This is a genomic window from Nocardia citri (assembly GCF_054065835.1).
In genome coordinates this window covers 1-18,167 of the sequence record NZ_JBSUQM010000032.1, presented here as the reverse complement: position 1 = coordinate 18,167, position 18,167 = coordinate 1, and the positions used below count along the sequence as shown (strand labels likewise).

Below are 18,167 nucleotides of genomic sequence, written 5' to 3'. Positions count from 1 at the left end.
TTCCGAGTGGCCGGCCGAATGAGCCGCGATGCGCGGATCGGCCGGAAGGCGTTGCGATGACGATCGACCGGAGTGCCGCGGCCGAGATCGAGGATGTGCTCGCGCTCAGCCCGCTACAGGAGGGGCTGTTCTCGTTGGCGCGGTTGGCCGCCGACGGGGTCGATCTGTACACGATGCAGTTCGTCATCGATATCGGCGGTCCGATCGACGTGCCGATGCTGCGCCGCAGCGCCGAGGCGATCCTGGCGCGGCATGCCAATCTGCGGGCCGCGTTCTGGGATAAGGATCTACCCAAGCCGGTGCAGATCGTGCCGACCTGGGTGGATCTGCCCTGGCTCGAAATCTCCGCGCTACCAGCGGAATTCGATGCCATTGCCGAGGCCGACCGGCAGCGGCGATTCGACCTCGGTCGCGGACCGGCCCTGCGCATCACGCTGGTCACCCTGCGCGACGAGCGGCACCGGGGGATGGCAGCCGACGGAGCTTGCGGAGTCGGTAGATACCGAATGATCGTGACCGCGCATCACATCCTGATGGACGGCTGGGCGGTCGCGGTGTTCTTCCGCGAGCTGATCGCGGTGTACGAGGCGGGGGGACAGCCGGATTCGCTGCCACCGGCCCGCCCGTACCGCGATTACATCGGGTGGCTCTCCGCGCAGGACACCGCCGCCAGCACGCGCAGTTGGACCGAATACCTGGCGCCGCTGAGCGGTCCGCTGATGCTCGGCGGTGGTACGGCAACCGAAGTCGGCGCGGCGATCCCGCGCCGCAGCCGATTCAGCTTGGACCATGCCGAAACCGCGCGGCTCGTACATTGGGCGCGGGCGAACGGTCTGACCATGAGCACGGTCGTGCAATTCGTCTGGGCCGTGGTCCTCGGCAGGCTCACCGACCGACGCGATGTCGTGTTCGGCACCACCATATCCGGCCGCCCCGACACGCTGCCCGGCGTCGAGACGATGATCGGGCTGTTCATCAATACCGTGCCCGCACGTGTACTCATCGACCGGTCTCGCACCGTCGCCCAGCAATGTGCGCAGCTGCAAAGCGAATCGGCCGCCATGCGGGATGTGGGATATGTGAACCTGTCCACCATCCAGCGCGCGGTCGGGCACGGCGCGCTGTTCGACGTGCTGTTCGTCTTCGAAAACGCGCCCATCGGCGTGGCGACCGATCCGATCGTCACCGCGAGCGGCACCCGCTTCGTGCCGGTGGCGATGGAAAGTCTGGTGCACTATCCGCTTTCGGTGGTGTCCTATCTGAACGACGGCACGCTCGTCGTCATGCTCGAGGCGATTGCCGAAGCGCTGCCGCACTTGGCGGTCGCCGATATCGGTCAGCGGATCCTGTCGGTGTTGCGTCAGCTGCCCGATCACGGTGATTCGAGTCCCGATGCGCTGGACCTACTGCTGGCCGATGAGAAAATCAGCGTAGCGAGGCACGTCGAGGCTTTCACGGATGGCACTGTCTACGAGCTCTTCCTGAATCAGGTTGTCCGAACCCCGGATGCGATCGCACTGAGCACCGGTTCGCGGCGCTACACCTACCGTGAATTGCACTCAGCCGCAGGGCAACTGGCGAATGAGCTGATCATCAACGGTGTCGGCCCGGAAACCGTTGTCGCCCTGGCCTTGCCGCGATCGCCGCGAGCGGTGATCGCGATCCTCGCCGTACTGGCGGCAGGCGGAGCCTATGTGCCGGTGGATATCTCGGCACCCGCCGCACGCATCGAGACCATCCTGCGCCAAGCGGATCCGAAACTCGTCCTGACGGTGGGGGAGTGCACACACCTGCCCGGCGGGCCCCGACTGGTCCTCGACGATCCCGCGGTAGCGCGGCGAATCGCACACCACCCCGTCGCGACCTACCGTCCGGTCCACCCACAGACCGCCGCCTACCTCATCTTCACCTCCGGCTCGACCGGCGAACCCAAGGGCGTCATCGGCACCCACGCCGCTCTGACCAGCTACTTCGCCGATCACCGCGACCGCGTCTACCGCCCGGCGGTGGCCCGGCTCGGCCGCCGACTGCGCATCGCGCACGCCTGGTCGCTGAGCTTCGACGCCTCCTGGCAGCCCATGATCGGCCTGTTCGACGGCCACACCGTGCACCTGTTCGACGAGACCGAAATGCGTGATGCCCGGGGCCTCGTCGACGGCATCGTCCGGCACGAGATCGATATGATCGACACCTCGCCGTCGATGTTCACCCAGCTCTCGGCTGCCGGTCTGGTGGACGGTGAGCGGCTGACCGTGCTCGCACTCGGCGGCGAGGCCATCGGCGCGCGCATGTGGGAGCAGTTGGGCGCATTGGCGGGCACCGCGGTCTACAACTGCTACGGCCCGACCGAGACCACGGTCGAGGCGGTGGTCGCGACGGTGAATACCGGTCGAGACGGGCCGGGCAATGCCCAGCCGACGATCGGTAAAGCAGTGGATCGCATGTGCGCCTATGTCTTCGATGCGATGCTGCGGCCGGTACCGCGTGGTGTGGTCGGTGAGCTGTACTTGTCCGGCGCGCAGGTGGCGCGCGGCTATATCGGCAAGGCGGCCATTACCGCGGATCGCTTTGTCGCTGACCCGTTCCGACCCGGTGCGCGCATGTATCGCACGGGTGATCTGGTCCGGCAGTTGCCGGGTGGCGACCTCGCCTATCTCGGCCGAGCCGACGACCAGGTCAAGATTCGCGGCTATCGGATCGAAATCGGCGATATCGAAACGGCTTTGCTGCAGCTGCCGCAGGTGCGCGCAGGCGCTGTCCTGGTGGTGCAGCTGCCGAGCGGCCCGAGTCTGGTCGCTTTCGCGGTGAGCGCGAGAGCCGATCCGGCTACCTTGCGTGCGGGCCTTGCCGAGCGTCTGCCCGCGTATATGGTTCCCGCGCGGGTCATTTCGCTGCCCGAACTACCGGTCACCCCCAACGGTAAGCTCGATGTTCGCACCCTCAACGTCATCGGGCTGGAAGCCTTGCGGAGTTCGGGCCGGCGCACGGTGCCGAGCACCGATACCGAGCGAACGCTGTGCCGCGCGCTCGCCGAAGCGCTGGGCGCGACGACGCCCGGCATCGATGACGACTTCATCGCGCTCGGCGTGGACAGCATTGTCGCCATCTCCCTGGTGAATGCGGTACGACGAGCGGGACTTTCGGTCAGCCCGGCGATGGTGATGACCAACCCCACCGTTCGTGATCTGGCCGCCGCCATCGATTCCCGTGCGGCGCCCCAGGAGAACGCTTCGGCCGAGATCGGCGAGGTACTTCCGACACCGATCATGTCCTGGATGTACGAGTACGGCGGCTTCCGCAGGCTCGCGCTCTCGACGCTGATATCGCTGCCCGTCGACCTGGATCGGGCACAGTTGGAAGCGGTACTGCAGGCCCTCCTCGATGGTCACGACATGCTGCGCGGCCAGCTGTCGACGACCCACGACGGACACAGGTTCGAAACCAGAGCGCCGGGCAGTGTGCGGGCCGCCGATATCCTGCACGAGGTATCCGGTGACCTCGACGCCGTACTCGAGCAGCAGGCGCGAGCGGCGATCGATCGTATCGATCCGGAGGCGGGCACCATGATCCAGGCAGTCCGTTTCGCGGGTTCGGATGTGCTGCTGCTGTCGATCCACCACCTGGCGGTGGACCCCGTCTCCTGGCACATCATCGTGGCGGATCTGGCCGAGGCATGGTCGCGAGTGACCGAAGGGCATACCCCCACTGTCGCACCAGAATTCACGGGATATCGCAGCTGGGCCGAACTGCTGGACCGACGCCGCACCACACCGGAGGTACTGGCCCAACGCGACTTCTGGAGCGAGCAACTGAGCGGCCCCGATCCGGCACTCGGCCTGCGGCACCCGGATCCGACCCGCGACACCTGGTCCTCCTACCGCCTCACGCCCTCGTTCACGTCGACCGACACCACTCGCGGCATCCTCGATGGCCTCGGCACCGACTTCGGCATGCACGAATTGCTGCTCACCGCATTGACCATCGCGTTGACGAGCTGGCGAGCCGAACGCGATCAGGACGGCTCCGCCGGCGCCCTGGTCGCTGTCGAGGGCCACGGCCGCGAAGATGCCACCGTCGGCGACGTCGACACCTCGCGCACCGTCGGCTGGTTCACCACCGTGTATCCATTACGCGTCGGCGCGGGCTCGGCACTCGATGTCATTCGCGCCGAATCCGATCCGGCGGAGGTGGCCGGTCTGCTGAAAGCCGTCACGGCTCAGCTGGACAGAGTTCCGAACAAAGGCTTGGACCATGGCCTGCTTCGGTACGGCAATGGTGAGCCGCAGGCCGATCCGCAGATAATGCTCGACTACCTGGGCCGTATGGACCTCGCCGTGGGCACCTCGGCGGCATGGACCCCGCTCACCGATCTCTCTCTGCACCAACGGCTTCCGGTTGCCCCCGAGCCGGATATGCCGCTGCGTTACGCGCTCGATCTCGTCGTCGCTGTCTACCCCGGTGCCGACGGACCCCAGCTGGCCACCCTGTTGCGCTGGAGCGAAGCGCTTTTCGACAGCAGCGGGATCGACCGATTCGCCACCATCTGGCAGCGCTGCATCACCGCAGTGGCGGCCGCAATTCCAAGCGCAACTCCGGGAGAACGATGAACGCAATCGAAAACGCCATCGTGGTCGAGGATGTCCGTAAGTCCTTCGGCGACGTCCACGCCGTGCGCGGCCTGAGCTTCTCGGCACCCGCCGGAAGTGTGCTCGGCGTACTCGGCCCCAATGGCGCGGGCAAGACCACCACGGTCTCCATCCTCGCCACGCTGACCAAGCCCGATGCGGGGCGTGCCCTGGTCGCGGGCCACGATGTCGTGCGCGAGGCCGCCGCCGTGCGGGCATCCATCATGCTCACCGGCCAGTACGCGGCGCTGGACGAGGTGCTGACCGGTCGGGAGAACCTCGTCTTGTTCGGTCGCCTGATGGGTCTGCGTCCGAAGCAGGCCAAGGTTCGCGCCACCGAACTGCTCGAACGGTTCGATCTCACCGAGGCCGCTGATCGTCGCGTCGGCGGCTACTCCGGCGGCATGCGCAGACGCATCGATATCGCCTGCGGCCTGGTCTGCCCGCCCAAGGTCGTCTTCCTCGACGAACCGACCACCGGCCTGGATCCGGTGAGCAGACAGGGCGTTTGGTCGCTGGTGCGCGCGCTCGCGAAACAGGGTGTGACGGTCCTGCTCACCACGCAGTACCTCGAGGAGGCGGATGCGTTGAGCGACAACATCATCGTCATCGATAAGGGACGCGTGATCGCCGAGGGCACCGCGGACGAACTCAAGGCCCGCTCGGGTTCGAGTTACTGCGAGGTCGTTCCGGTCGACGCGGGTGATGTGCCCGCAGTGGTCACCGCACTGGGCAGCCTGGGCACGGTGACCGTCGCCGAATCCAAGGATCGAGTTTCGCTTCCGGCTCCCGACGGTGCCGCCACGCTGGCCGAGGCGCTGCGCCGCATTACCGAAGCCGGTATCGAACTCATCGATATCGCACTGCGCAGACCGTCACTCGACGAGGTCTTCATCAAGCTCACCTCCGACGAACCCGGCCTGGTGACCACCGCATGATCGAATCAGCCACGGCGACAACAATTCCCGCCGGAATGCAATGGACCGCGCTGAGCGGCCGCACCGTACGCGCCGCGGTCCGGGAGGGTGATCTGCCCTTCGGGTTCATCGCGCCGATGATCTTCTTCAGCTGTTTCTATGTCCCGCTGCACAGGTCGATGGAGCAGACCGGTGCGGACTACGCCCAGTACCTGCTGCCGGTGATCGTGCTGCAGGGCATGTTCTACACCGCCATGTCGGCGAGCGATCGCGCCGCGCGCGACACCTTCAGCGGTATGGGAACCCGCATGCGGTCCATGCCGGTCAAATCCTGGGTCCCGCTGGCCGCCCGGATGTCCGCGAATCTCGTTCGCGCACTGGCCGGACTCGCCGGGGCGCTGGTGATCGGCACCGCCTTCGGTTTCCGATTCCATAGCGGCGCAGCGGCTCTCGCCTTCATCGCGCTGTCGCTGGCCTTCGCGGTGGCGCTGGTGATCGGTGCCGACACTCTCGGCGTCGCCACCGGCAAACCAGAGATCGGCGCGTCCGCCCTGCTGATACCGCAACTACTGCTCATCATGATGTCCACGGGTTTCATACCGGCCGAAGGCTTTCCAGGCTGGATCCAGCCATTCGTCCGCAATCAGCCGGTATCCCAGGCCGCCGCTGCCCTGCGCGATCTCGCCGATGGCGAATACACCTCGGCGGTCGCGGTGGCGGTGGTCTGGATTCTCGGTCTGATCGTGGCGTTCAGCGCGATCTCGGTCCTGGTGGAAAGGCGTCGGCCGTGAAGACATTGATCGACCAGAGTCTCGTCGAAACGGGCCGACTGCTGCGACGCTGGCCGCGCGAGCAGGAGGTGCTGACCTCCACCCTGATCCTGCCCGTGCTGCTGCTGTTGATGTACCAACTCGTCCTGCACAAATTCCTGAGCGCATCCGCTGGCGTGGACACCATCTACGGTTTCGTCCCGATGATCGCGGTCACCGGCGCGATGTACGGCGCCATGGGCACCGGCCTGTCGCTCTACGCGGAGCGGGAAAGCGGTCTGCTGCGGCGCATCTGGGTGCTGCCGGTGCACCGTGCGGCGGGACTGATCGGCCGACTGCTCGCCGAATGTGGACGCACGCTGGTCGCGACCGTCATCGTGGTCGCCCTCGGTGTCGCGCTCGGATTGCGCTTCGAACAGGGCTGGCCGGGTGTGCTCGGCGCGCTTGCCGTTCCGGTGCTGCTGATTCCCGGCTTCGCGACCATGGTGATCACGGTCGGCGTCAGTAAGGCGGGCGACAAAGTCGTGCAATTGTTCTCGGCACTGGTATTGCTCGGGATGTTCTTCAATTCCGGATTCGTACCGGTGCAGAACTACCCGGGTTGGTTGCAGCCGGTGGTGCGCATCCAGCCGATGAGCTGTGCCATCGAGGCAATGCGCGGCTGCACTGTCGGTGGTCCCATCGCCACACCGATGCTGCAGACAATCGCCTGGTCCGTTGGGCTCGCAATGGTCTTCGGTGCCTTCGCGGTACGTGGCTACCGCACGGCCGCGCAAGGCTGACAAGTCCACTGAGTGGGCCTCGGCTTGATGGTTACATCAGCTAACTATATAGTTTTCTGAGGTAACAATTAGCAAGGGGCTGCCGTGACGATTCCATCCGCCGATCTCGATCTGGGTGATGTTCAGACCATTCGCCGTCGCCTGCGCTACGACCGGGATCACCCGCACTACAAATGGATCGTCCTGACCAACACCACCCTCGGTGTGTTGCTCAGCGCGGTCAACGCCTCGATCGTGCTGATCTCGCTGCCCGCGATCTTCCGAGGTATCGGACTGAACCCGCTGGAAGCGGGCAATGTCGGCTATCTGCTGTGGATGCTGATGGGCTATCTGCTCGTCACCGCGGTGCTCGTGGTGATGTTCGGGCGGCTCGGCGATATCTTCGGCCGCGTCCGGATCTACAACCTCGGGTTCGCGGTCTTCGCGGTGACCTCGGTCGCATTGTCCTTCGATCCGTTCTACGGTGGTTCGGGCGCGATGTGGATCATCGTCTGGCGGGTGTTGCAGGGCATCGGCGGCGCCATGCTGACGGCCAATTCGACGGCCATCCTGACCGACGCCTTCCCGGCCAAACAGCGTGGTACCGCACTCGGCATCAATATGGTCGCCGCGGTCGCGGGCTCCTTCCTCGGATTGATCATCGGTGGTGTGCTGTCCGAATGGGATTGGCGCGCGGTGTTCTGGGTCAGCGTGCCGATTGCGGTGATCGGCTCGATCTGGTCCTACCGCTCACTGCACGAGGTGGGCACGCGCACCATGGGCAAGGTCGACTGGGCCGGCACCATCACCTTCGGTCTCGGTCTCACCGCATTGCTCACGGGAATCACCTACGGCATCCAGCCTTACGGCGGTGACCCCACCGGGTGGTCCAACCCCTGGGTGCTCGGCGCGGTATTCGGCGGCATCATCCTGCTCGCGGTCTTCTGCGTGGTGGAAACCAAGGTCGCCGAGCCGATGTTCCATCTGTCGCTGTTCCGCATCCGCGCGTTCGGCCTCGGCAATTTCGCCAATCTGATGGTCTCGATCGGCCGCGGCGGCCTGCAGTTCATGCTGATCATCTGGCTGCAGGGCATCTGGTTGCCGCTGCACGGCTACGACTACGAATCGACGCCGCTGTGGGCCGGTATCTATCTGCTGCCGCTGACCGTGGGATTCCTTGCCGCCGGACCGGTTTCGGGTTGGCTGTCGGACCGGTACGGATCGCGGCATTTCACTACCGGTGGCGCGGTGCTGGCCGGGCTCACCTTCCTGCTGCTGTTGGTCATCCCGGTCGACTTCAACTACTGGGTCTTCGCGGCGATCGTGCTGCTCAACGGCATCGCCTCTGGATTGTTCTTCTCACCGAACACCGCCGCCATCATGTCGAGCGTGCCCGCATCCCAGCGCGGTGCGGCCTCCGGTATGCGCGGCACCCTGTTCAACGGCGGCAATGCGCTGTCGATGGGAATCTTCTTCTCGCTCATGGTCATCGGCCTGGCTGCCAGCCTGCCCTCGGCACTCGACAGCGGTCTGCGCGCCCAGGGGGTATCCGCGGGCGCCGCGTCACAACTCGCCGACCTACCGCCCGTCGCGAGCTTGTTCGCCGCATTCCTCGGTTACAACCCGATCCAGGAATTGCTCGGGCCCAGTGGCGAATTGGCCAAGCCGGGCGTCAACGCCGACACCCTCACCGGTCAGGAGTTCTTCCCGAATCTGCTCACCGGACCGTTCCATTCGGGTCTGATCGTGGTGTTCGTCGCGGCCGCCGTGACGATGTTCCTGGCCGCCGCCGCGTCGTACTTCGCGGGCGATAGGTACGTCGAGGAGGAATTGGCCGAACTCGCCGAGGCCGACGAATTGGTCGCCGCTCGCTGATCAAGGCTGGTGCGTGACGCGTTCGGACTGTGCTGTTCGGTGCCATGAACTCGGGCACCGATGGTGGTGATCCTCGCCCACGCGCTGGTGCGTGTGGGCCTCAATCTGTGGCGGCGCTGAACCTATTTCGCCGCATTGGCGAAGGCGGGCTCCAGCTTGTTCAACAGATAGGGCACCGACAGCGCGGTCGGCTGGTTGACGGCGCTGATCTCCTGCACCGTGAGGAAGACCACCGCCCCTTTCCGCACTGCGGGCAGATCGGTATATCCGGGCAACTGCCGATACTTCTCGTCCATACCGGGGGAGTAGCCCGCGAGCAGTAGATCGGCGGTGAGCTCGTCGACCCGCTCCGGCGACAGCGCGAGCCGGCCCTGATTCGACGGCTGATCGGTGAGGTTCTTCGGGATGGTCAGGCCGAGCTGGGTGAAGATCTTGCTCGATCCGTCGTTCGGATCGGTCAGCACCATCAGCTGGGCGGGGCTGGCCAGCCAGGAGCTCGCGAAGGTCTTGCCCTTCAGTCCCGGATCGGCCTGGCCGATGGACTGCACCTTTTTGTCCACATCGGTGATCACGCGCGTCGCGTCATCTTCCTTGTGCAGAACCTTGCCGAGTGTGGTCACCAGGTCCTGCCAGGGTTGGATCGACGCGGAGGTGAGTGCGGGCAGGGTCGGGGCGAGCTTGGACAGCTCGTCATAGGTCTTCTGGTCGGCCAGGAATCCGTCCACCAGAATAAGATCCGGCTCCAGCGCCGCGACCTGCTCGGCGATATTGCCGGCGGTGTTCAAGGTGTTCACCGATTCGAGCGACTTCGGCTCCCACGCCGGGGTGCTCTTGGATACCGAGGCGACATTGTCGACATAGCCGACCGGGGTCACGCCGAGCGCCAGTGTCGAATCCAGCCACTGATTCCCCAGCGTGACAATCTTTTTCGGGGTGCCGTGAACCGTTGTCGTGCCGCGCGCGTGGGTGATGGTGACGGGTGCGCCACCATCGGATCCCCCGTCATCGCTCGATGGCCCACAGGCGACGACACCCAAGGTCAGCGCACCGGCCAGCACGGCGAGCGCCGCTCGCTGCCAGCCACGAGACGTCCGAACAGACTTCATCGTCACCTCTCCTTCATCGAGGAATTCCCCGACTGGGCTCTCTTCGAGCCGTAAAAACATAGGTCAGCCTAACCTACATTGATTGTCCCGCCATCTCCGCTTGCTTTGCTGTCATGTCATGTATGGAAAACCTATTGAACGTACCGCTATATAGCGGTACGTTGAATATCGTCAATAATGATCCTCCTCGTCCGGGAGGCATTGACGTCGAACCCGTGAGCAGCGGGGCTTCGCACGACTGACGCAAACCGAATCGAGGTTAGTTCCGATGAATCAAAACAGTTCCACCGGCCGCGTCCGGCCCATGATCGCCCGCATCGCCATCACTTCAGCCCTCGCTCTGGCTCCCATCGCCGCAGTAGCGGGTCCGGCACTCGCCGACACCACCGACGCCCAGGGCCCGGCCGCGGTCCAGGTCGATCAGGCCGAAGACATTCACGGCTACGGTGGCTGGGGCCATGGTGGCTGGGGTTGGGGCGGATGGGGTGGCTGGGGCGGATGGAGCCAGCCCGGCTATCCCAGCTACCACGGCTCCTGGTTCGGCTCCCCGAACATCTGGCCCGGCTACTTCCCCCTGCCCTCGACCGGCAGCGCCTTCTGACCCGAGTCGCTCGGAAGCGAAAGCACTCCCCTCGAAGCGCTTTCCGCGTGCATAAGCTCGGCACAGCAGCCGGGCTTATGCACAACCACCCGCCGACCCGCCCCGGCGAAGTAGATCGCCGGTCGATCGCTGCCGCAGACATGGGCTCTCGACATGGTGAATGGGTAGGCTTCCGTCATGACGATCGAGCCGTCCGTCCATCTCCCGCACGAGATGACCGAGGAGCAATACCGGCTCCTGCCCGAGGACACGGCGCGCGCGATCGAGGTCGTCCACGGGCATGTGATCGTCTGTGAGTCGCCGGTACCCGAGCACAATAGGGTGGCACGCCGCCTGGCCGGTGCCATGGAGCAGCTGCCGAGTACCGAACCGTGCATTCGAGTCGAGACCGATATCGACGTGGTGCTCTGGCGAGTACCCAAATTCACGTTCCGACGGCCGGATGTCACGGTCTATCGGTGCCTTCCGGAGCGAGGTGCGAAACCAGAAGCTGGTGACGCGCTGATCGTCGTCGAGGTTTCCTCGCCATCCACCGCCGCCGAGGATCTGCTCGACAAGAAAGTGCAGTACGCCCGCGCGGGCATTCCGCTTTATCTGTTCGTAGCTCTCGATACCAAATACGACATCGAAGAGGTCCGCGAATTCCGGCTCGACGCCCACGCCGCCGAATACCGCCTGCACCGGTTGCATCGCGACGGATTCGTGCAGCTCGAGCACGTCGTGCTGGGTGAGATCAGCTTCGCTGACCTGGTTCGGTAATAAGCAGCCCGGGGCGGGCCGGGCTGCTTCGGCGGGCGGTCTCAGAGGGTGATGCGCTGGTTCTCCGGGAGGAAGAGTTTGTCGCCGTCCTTGACGGCGAAGCTGTTGTAGAACTGCGCGATATTGCGGACGATCTGGTTGCAGCGGAATTCGTTGGGGGCGTGGACGTCCTGGAGCAGGCTGATGGTGGATTCCTCGGTCTGCTTTTCGCGCCAGCTGCGGGCGTAGGAGAAGAACATCTGCTGGAAGTCGGGGGCGATCCCCTCACGCTTCGCGGCGATGCGGTAGGCCTCGACGGCGATTTGCAGGCCACGCAGATCGGCGAGGTTCTCGCCGACGGTGAGCGCGCCGTCGACGTGGTATTTGGGATCGAGGCCCTCGGGGACCAGCACATCGAATTGTTCGATCAGCTGTTTGGTCTTGGCCTCGAATGCGGCCAGATCCTCGGGTGTCCACCAGTCGCTGCGATTACCGCTGGCATCGTATTTGCGACCCTGATCGTCGAAGCCGTGGCCGATCTCGTGACCGATGGTCGCGCCGACCGCACCGTAATTGACCGCCGTGGTCGCGTCCTTGTCGAAGAACGGCGGCTGCAGATACGCGGCGGGGAAGGTGATCTGGTTGCTGGTAGGCGAGTAGTAGGCATTGACGGTCTGCGGCGACATACCCCATTCGGACTTGTCGACCGGAGTGCCGAGCCGGTTGAACGCCTTCTTGGACTCGAAAGCGTTGACGGCGCGCAGGGATTCGATCAGTTTGCCCCGGGTGATCGTCAGCGCGGAGTAGTCGTCCCACTTATCCGGATATCCGATCCTGGCCTCGATCTTGTCCAGCTTCACGATCGAGGCATCCCTGGTCGGTTGGGACATCCAGGTCGAATTGGTGAAGTTGTCCCGATAGGCGGCCATGAGGTCGGCCACCATCGCGATGGCCCGATCCTTGGCGGCAGGCGGAAAGTGCTTCTCGACATACAGTTTGCCGAGCTGGTCACCAAGATTGTCGTTGACGACGCCGACGCCGGACTTCCAGGTCTCCGGACGCTCCGCCAACCCGCTGAGCACCTTGCCGACGAAGTCGAACCGCGCGTCGCGGATCGCCTTGGGCAAGAAGCGGGCGTACTCCGCGACCACGTTGACCCGCAGGTACTCCCGCCACAGCGCGATATCGGTATCGGCCCACAGCTGCGCGGCCGCGGTCACGAACGACGGCTGCGCCACCACGATCTTGTCGAACAGCGAGCGCGGCCGATCGGTATTGCCCGTTAGCCACGGATCCCAATCGAATTGCGGTCCGAGCGCCACCAAATCCTGCCAGCTCATCAGGTTGTAGGTGGCATCGGTATTGCGATTGCGCACGCTGTCCCAGTGCGCCGCCGCGATCTTGGTCTCCAGATCCACCATGCGCTGCGCGATGCCCGCCGGATCGGCGAACCCGGCGCCCGCGGACATTTTCTCGAGGTATGTCTTGTAGCCGCCGAGCTGTTTGGCGTATTCCGGTTTGCGGTAGTACTGCTCGCTCAGCCCGATACCCGACTGGCTGATGGTGGGGATATAGGCGTTGGAGTCCTTGCGATCGATGCCGACCCCGATTCCGATCAGTCCGGCGATCGGCAGTTGCGCCATCACCTTGGCCAGATCCGGTTTGGTCGCCGCGCCATCGATCTTGGCGAAGAGGTCGGCCAGCGGTGTCAAGCCGAGTGTTTCGAAGGCCGCCTCGTCCAGCCGTGCGTCGTAGAGATCGCGAATCTGCTGTGCCTCGGAACCAGCCTTCGGATCTTTGATGCCCTCGATGATCTCCCGCAGCTGATCCAGGGTCCGATCGCTCGCGTCGCTGATCGCGCCGACCGCGGCCTTATCCGGCGGCAGCTGGTACTCCCGCAGCCACGTGCCGTTGACGTGCCGGTACAGATCGTCCTGCGGCCGGATCGCCTCGTCCGCACCGCCCATATCGACCCCGGTGAGCTGCGCCGGATGCGCTTGCTGTGTGCAGGAGACCAGAGCGGCGGCCGCGGGCACCACCCCCAGCGCGACCAGGAAGGCACGACGGTCCAGCTGACCGGGACGACCGGTTGATGTCACGAGGCATTCCTCTCCCGATGCGGTCGCGCCGCATCCTCGTCAGGCGCGATAGTGCTGGTCCGAGGCTACCCGTCGCCGGCGTTGACGGCCCGTCGGATCACAGCGAGACGCGCTGGTCCTGGGAGAGGAACAGCTTGTCGCTCGGTGTGACGGCGAATACGGTGTAGAACTCGTCGATATTGCGGACCACCTGATTGCACCGAAACTCGTTGGGCGCATGCGGATCCATGGCCAGTCGCAATTCCATATGCTGCGTCGTCGATTTGTCCCGCCAGATCCGGGCCCAGGACAGGAACATCGTGCGATGGTCCGGGTCGTTCTTGCCGTCGCGTTTATCGGCTATGCCCAGGGCCGCCAGTGCGATGCCGAGACCACGCAGATCCGCGAGATTCTCGCCGACCGTGAGCGCGCCGTTGACGTGCTTGCTCGGATCCAGACCCGCCGGGACCAGCGCGTTGTATTGATCGATGAGCTGCTTGGTCTTGGCTTCGAATGCGACTCGGTCCTCGGCTGTCCACCAGTCGCGCAGATTGCCGTCACCGTCGTAGCGCGAACCCTGATCGTCGAACCCGTGTCCGATCTCATGGCCGATGATCGCCCCGATCGCGCCGTAGTTCACCGCGGCCGCGGCATCTTTGTCGAAGAACGGCGGCTGCAGAATGGCGGCGGGAAACGAGATCGAATTGGCGGTCGGGTCGTACATGGCATTAACCATTTGTGGCGGCATACCCCATTCGGATTTGTCGACCGGGGTGCCGAGCTGTGCGATTCGGCGCTTGGTCTCGAAACGCTGTGCGGCACGGACGGATTCGATCAACTTGCCGCGCGTGATGGTCAGTCCGGAGTAGTCGATCCAGTTGTCCGGATAGCCGATCTTGGTGATGATCTTGTCGAGTTTCGTGATGGCGGCCTGTCTGGTCGGCTGCGACATCCAGGTCGAATCGGTGAAGTCGGCGCGGTAGGCGGACATGAGATCGGCGACCATCGCCACAGCGCGTTCTTTGGCCGCGGGCGGAAAGTGTTTGCCCACATAGAGTTTCCCGAGCTGCTGGCTGAGATACGCATTGACGGTCGCGATACCGTCCTTCCACAGCTCCGGGCGCTCCTGCTGACCTTGCAGTACTTTGCCGACGAAATCGAATTCGGCATACGAAATGGCCTTGGGCAGCATCGATGCGAACTGTTTGACCACCGCCAGGCGTAGATACTCCCGCCAGACCGCGATATCGACCTCGGCCCAGAGGCTTCCGGCCGCCGTGACGAACGACGGCTCGCCGACCACCACGCGGTCGAACAAGGTATGCGGCCGGTCGGTGGTCCCCGCGAGCCATGGCTCCCAGTCGAATTGCGGTGCGAGCGCAGTCAATTGGACCCAGCTCATCGGGTTGTAGGTGGCATCCGGATCGCGCAGCCGAACGTCGTCCCAATAGGCGGCGCCAATCTTGGTCTCCAGTTCGAACACCCGCTGGGCGGTGCCCGCCGGATCGGGAAAGCCCGCGCCCGCGGCGACGCGTTGCAGATAGGTCTGATACGCGGCGCGCTGCTCGGCGTATTCGGGCTTGCGGTAATACTGCTCGCCCATATTCGGGTCGATTCCGGACTGGGAGATATTCGCGACGTATTCGGCCGAGTTCTTCCGGTCGACCCCGACGGACAAACCGAGGAGCCCGTCGACCGGGAGCCCGCCCATCACCTCGGCCAGATCCGGTTTGGTCGCGGCGCCGTCGATCGCGGCGAATAGATCCGCCAGCGGGGTCACGCCGAGCCGCTCGATTTCGGCCAGATCGACCCGGGCGTCGTAGAGATCGCGGATCCGCTGTTCGGCGGTCCCGGCCCGCGGCTCGTGGATGCCGTCGACGATCTCCCGCAACTGCTGTTCCACCCGATCGCCGACTTCGTCGAAGGTGCCGTAGGACGGCTTGTCCGGTGGTAGCTGGAAATCGCGCAGCCAGCCGCCGTTGACGGATCGGAACAGATCGTCCTGCGGACGGATCGCCGGGTCCTCGCCCCGCATATCGACACCGGTGAGTTGCACCGACCGTTCCCGGCCGCAGGAGACCAGTGTCGTGGTGGCCGGGATCACTCCGAGTGCGATCAGGAAGGTGCGGCGACCGAGCCGGGCGGAACGCGCAGACGAACTCAAGGAAGCCCCTTATTCAGCGATGATGTGGAATGTGCGGTTCATCCAGTGATCTTGCTGGTCCCGAGGGTAGTGACAGGACGGCCCGCGAGCACTGATCCGCGCGCGTTTCGCAGCGGAAGTTCAGCCTGCGGCGGCGGGGGCCGATTTGGGGCCGACCAGGGCATTCACCTACACTGAACCGGTTGCCTGCGGGAGCTGTGCCCGCAATCCGGCCGCGAACCCCCGGTGGTTGATCTGTCCGATCGAGAAAACCGCTGGTAGGCGCGCGTTCGGGTGGTGACACGACCATGCCCGTCGGGTCGGCAATCCGGCGTGCGTATACATCCAGGTCAAGGAGGCTGAAGTGATTCAGCAGGAGTCGCGACTGCGCGTCGCCGACAACACGGGTGCGAAGGAAATCCTCTGCATCCGCGTTCTCGGTGGTTCGTCGCGTCGCTATGCCGGTATCGGCGACATCATCGTCGCCACCGTCAAGGACGCTGTCCCCGGCGGCAACGTCAAGAAGGGCGAGGTCGTCAAGGCCGTCGTCGTGCGCACCGTCAAGGAGCGTCGTCGCCCGGACGGTTCCTACATCAAGTTCGACGAGAACGCGGCCGTGCTGATCAAGGCGGACAACGACCCGCGTGGCACTCGTATCTTCGGCCCGGTCGGCCGCGAGCTGCGCGAGAAGAAGTTCATGAAGATCGTTTCGCTGGCCCCGGAGGTGCTCTGACATGAAGGTGCACAAGGGCGACACCGTGATCGTCATCTCGGGTAAGGACAAGGGTGCCAAGGGTAAGGTCATCCAGGCCTACCCGAAGGAGAACCGGGTCCTGGTCGAGGGCGTGAACCGGATCAAGAAGCACGTTGCCAACTCCGCCAACCAGCGTGGTGCCTCGTCGGGCGGCATCGTGACCCAGGAAGCTCCCATCCACGTGTCCAACGTGATGGTCGTCGACTCCGACGGCAAGCCGACCCGCGTCGGTTACCGGACGGATGAGGAGAGCGGCAAGCGGGTCCGGATCTCCCGTAAGAACGGGAAGGACATCTGACATGACCACCTCTGAGAAGACTCAGCCCCGCCTGAAGGCGCGCTACCGCGCCGAGATCAAGGACGCGCTGAACAGCGAGTTCGACTACGCCAACGTGATGCAGATCCCGGGCGTGGTCAAGGTCGTGGTGAACATGGGTGTCGGTGACGCCGCGCGTGACGCCAAACTCATCAACGGTGCGGTCCGCGATCTGGAACTGATCACCGGTCAGAAGCCCGAGATCCGCAAGGCCACCAAGTCGATCGCGCAGTTCAAGCTGCGTGAGGGCATGCCGATCGGCGCGAAGGTCACCCTGCGTGGTGACCGCATGTGGGAATTCCTGGACCGCTTGGTCTCCATCGCGCTGCCCCGTATCCGTGACTTCCGCGGTCTGTCGCCGAAGCAGTTCGACGGCAACGGCAACTACACGTTCGGCCTGAGCGAGCAGTCGATGTTCCACGAGATCGATGTGGACTCCATCGACCGTCCGCGTGGTATGGACATCACCGTGGTGACCACCGCGACCAACAACGACGAAGGCCGTGCCCTGCTCAAGCACCTCGGCTTCCCGTTCAAGGAGAACTGAGCACATGGCTAAGAAAGCACTGGTCAACAAGGCCAACAGCAAGCCGAAGTTCGCCGTTCGCGCCTACACCCGCTGCCAGCGCTGCGGCCGCCCGCACGCGGTGTACCGCAAGTTCGGCCTGTGCCGCGTGTGCCTGCGCGAAATGGCGCACCGCGGTGAGCTGCCGGGTGTGCACAAGAGCTCCTGGTGAGCTTGCGCTCGCTCTGAGCGCACTGATCGAATAGCGAACGAGGGCACGGACTCCGACGAGTCCGTGCCCTCGGCTGTTCAAGTTCCTTGCGCCCGGTCAGGGTTCGAGTTCGGGCCAGGGGAAGTTCGTGGTGATCGCGTCGGAATCCTTCGGCCCCTCACGATCCTTCGGCCCCTCACGTGACGCAACATCGACGGCCTGCGAGCAAGTTCGTGCCCCATGTGTTTCTACGGCAAGTAATAACAGCTGTGGCCCTTATTAAAGTTTATCTATTAACCTTTAATAAGGAGCACTAGGACTGGGAGTATCGAGATCAGATCATTGCCGGCTTGAGTTTCGGCTTCTGGTCCGGGCTCCTGGGTCCGAAATACGAGCAACTGTGGCGGGAATGTCTGTTCCCGTGGGCGATCCCGGACCGCCTGCACGGCGATCGCGACGTTGTCGTTCAACGGGAGGAGGAACCACGTGATGCCCGCGCGCCACCTCCTGGAGATGTTCGCGCATAACGGAATCCAGTGCATTGCGCAGGAGAACTTCCAGATATCCCAGAACCTGGAACGATGCTGCGACCGTCTGAGCGCTCCATGTGTAAAGCTCCAGGGCGGTCGCTCGGCCTCCCTGTACAGCACACAAGTAGGGAACCATTCGCGGCTCGGAAAGCAGGTCCCACACCTTGGTGCTGCTGACGTCGACATCCCCCGTCACGAGCGGATACGCTAGCCATTGAACGCCCCAGTGTCGCTGTC

The 18,167-nt window shown here is 64.4% G+C and carries 14 protein-coding genes; 11 read left to right on the top strand and 3 right to left on the bottom strand.

Translation table 11 applies throughout. The features are described from left to right. Nucleotides 1-56 precede the first annotated feature (56 nt). The 5 genes from ACW2Q0_RS27935 (at nt 57) to ACW2Q0_RS27915 (ending at nt 8,948) form a co-directional block, all read left to right on the top strand. Nucleotides 57-4,607, top strand: a complete 4,551-nt coding sequence (locus tag ACW2Q0_RS27935; RefSeq protein WP_457193903.1) for an amino acid adenylation domain-containing protein — start codon at nt 57-59, stop codon at nt 4,605-4,607. Next, the gene (locus tag ACW2Q0_RS27930; protein WP_457193902.1) at nt 4,604-5,563 is read left to right on the top strand and encodes an ATP-binding cassette domain-containing protein; all 960 of its coding nucleotides are present in this window, start codon (nt 4,604-4,606) and stop codon (nt 5,561-5,563) included. Before ACW2Q0_RS27935 ends, ACW2Q0_RS27930 begins: the two co-directional genes overlap by 4 nt. Beyond that, a complete protein-coding gene (locus tag ACW2Q0_RS27925) occupies nt 5,560-6,333 on the top strand; it encodes an ABC transporter permease (RefSeq protein WP_457193901.1) in 774 nt (257 codons plus the stop codon). Before ACW2Q0_RS27930 ends, ACW2Q0_RS27925 begins: the two co-directional genes overlap by 4 nt. Continuing rightward, nucleotides 6,330-7,094 (top strand): ABC transporter permease, encoded by a 765-nt coding sequence (locus tag ACW2Q0_RS27920; RefSeq protein ID WP_457193900.1) that lies wholly within the window; start codon nt 6,330-6,332, stop codon nt 7,092-7,094. Before ACW2Q0_RS27925 ends, ACW2Q0_RS27920 begins: the two co-directional genes overlap by 4 nt. An 84-nt stretch (nt 7,095-7,178) precedes the next feature. After that, nucleotides 7,179-8,948: an MFS transporter gene (locus tag ACW2Q0_RS27915; RefSeq protein ID WP_457193899.1), complete on the top strand. Its 1,770-nt coding sequence runs from the start codon at nt 7,179-7,181 to the stop codon at nt 8,946-8,948. Between the two features lie 122 nt (nt 8,949-9,070). Here ACW2Q0_RS27915 and ACW2Q0_RS27910 read toward each other — a convergent pair whose 3' ends face one another. Continuing rightward, nucleotides 9,071-10,054 (bottom strand): ABC transporter substrate-binding protein, encoded by a 984-nt coding sequence (locus ACW2Q0_RS27910; RefSeq protein WP_457193898.1) that lies wholly within the window; start codon nt 10,052-10,054, stop codon nt 9,071-9,073. 268 nt (nt 10,055-10,322) lie between these two features. Here ACW2Q0_RS27910 and ACW2Q0_RS27905 point away from each other — a divergent pair, with 268 nt between their 5' ends. Next, entirely contained in the window at nt 10,323-10,655 is a 333-nt protein-coding gene (locus ACW2Q0_RS27905) for a hypothetical protein (RefSeq protein ID WP_457193897.1), read from the top strand. Nucleotides 10,656-10,832: 177 nt separating this feature from the next. Continuing rightward, on the top strand, nt 10,833-11,414 hold the full coding sequence (locus ACW2Q0_RS27900) for a Uma2 family endonuclease (RefSeq protein ID WP_457193896.1): 582 nt from the start codon (nt 10,833-10,835) through the stop codon (nt 11,412-11,414). Between the two features lie 41 nt (nt 11,415-11,455). On the opposite strand, the gene ACW2Q0_RS27895 is transcribed toward ACW2Q0_RS27900, so the two are convergent. Next, nucleotides 11,456-13,492 (bottom strand): M13 family metallopeptidase, encoded by a 2,037-nt coding sequence (locus ACW2Q0_RS27895; RefSeq protein ID WP_457193895.1) that lies wholly within the window; start codon nt 13,490-13,492, stop codon nt 11,456-11,458. Between the two features lie 97 nt (nt 13,493-13,589). Further along, entirely contained in the window at nt 13,590-15,635 is a 2,046-nt protein-coding gene (locus tag ACW2Q0_RS27890; protein WP_457193894.1) for a M13 family metallopeptidase, read from the bottom strand. 343 nt (nt 15,636-15,978) lie between these two features. On the opposite strand from ACW2Q0_RS27890, the gene rplN reads away from it, so the two are divergent. From rplN to ACW2Q0_RS27870, 4 genes are read left to right on the top strand one after another with little or no spacing between them, the layout of a single operon-like run. Continuing rightward, nucleotides 15,979-16,347 carry a 50S ribosomal protein L14 gene (gene rplN, locus ACW2Q0_RS27885; RefSeq protein WP_040686591.1) on the top strand — a complete coding sequence of 123 codons (369 nt, stop codon included), beginning with the start codon at nt 15,979-15,981 and terminating at the stop codon, nt 16,345-16,347. A 1-nt stretch (nt 16,348) separates the two neighbouring features. Further along, nucleotides 16,349-16,666, top strand: a complete 318-nt coding sequence (rplX, locus tag ACW2Q0_RS27880) for a 50S ribosomal protein L24 (protein ID WP_457193893.1) — start codon at nt 16,349-16,351, stop codon at nt 16,664-16,666. Between the two features lies 1 nt (nt 16,667). Next, nucleotides 16,668-17,231 carry a 50S ribosomal protein L5 gene (rplE, locus tag ACW2Q0_RS27875; RefSeq protein ID WP_457193892.1) on the top strand — a complete coding sequence of 188 codons (564 nt, stop codon included), beginning with the start codon at nt 16,668-16,670 and terminating at the stop codon, nt 17,229-17,231. A 4-nt stretch (nt 17,232-17,235) separates the two neighbouring features. Beyond that, nucleotides 17,236-17,421, top strand: a complete 186-nt coding sequence (locus ACW2Q0_RS27870) for a type Z 30S ribosomal protein S14 (protein ID WP_062983162.1) — start codon at nt 17,236-17,238, stop codon at nt 17,419-17,421. The last annotated feature ends 746 nt before the right edge of the window (nt 17,422-18,167 follow it).

Coding starts and splice junctions, on each gene's coding strand:
- ACW2Q0_RS27935 (WP_457193903.1), top strand. CDS start 57: ATGACGATCGACCGGAGTGCCGCGGCCGAGATCGAGGATGTGCTCGCG.
- ACW2Q0_RS27930 (WP_457193902.1), top strand. CDS start 4,604: ATGAACGCAATCGAAAACGCCATCGTGGTCGAGGATGTCCGTAAGTCC.
- ACW2Q0_RS27925 (WP_457193901.1), top strand. CDS start 5,560: ATGATCGAATCAGCCACGGCGACAACAATTCCCGCCGGAATGCAATGG.
- ACW2Q0_RS27910 (WP_457193898.1), bottom strand. CDS start 10,054: ATGAAGTCTGTTCGGACGTCTCGTGGCTGGCAGCGAGCGGCGCTCGCC.
- ACW2Q0_RS27905 (WP_457193897.1), top strand. CDS start 10,323: ATGAATCAAAACAGTTCCACCGGCCGCGTCCGGCCCATGATCGCCCGC.
- ACW2Q0_RS27900 (WP_457193896.1), top strand. CDS start 10,833: ATGACGATCGAGCCGTCCGTCCATCTCCCGCACGAGATGACCGAGGAG.
- rplX (WP_457193893.1), top strand. CDS start 16,349: ATGAAGGTGCACAAGGGCGACACCGTGATCGTCATCTCGGGTAAGGAC.
- rplE (WP_457193892.1), top strand. CDS start 16,668: ATGACCACCTCTGAGAAGACTCAGCCCCGCCTGAAGGCGCGCTACCGC.
- ACW2Q0_RS27870 (WP_062983162.1), top strand. CDS start 17,236: ATGGCTAAGAAAGCACTGGTCAACAAGGCCAACAGCAAGCCGAAGTTC.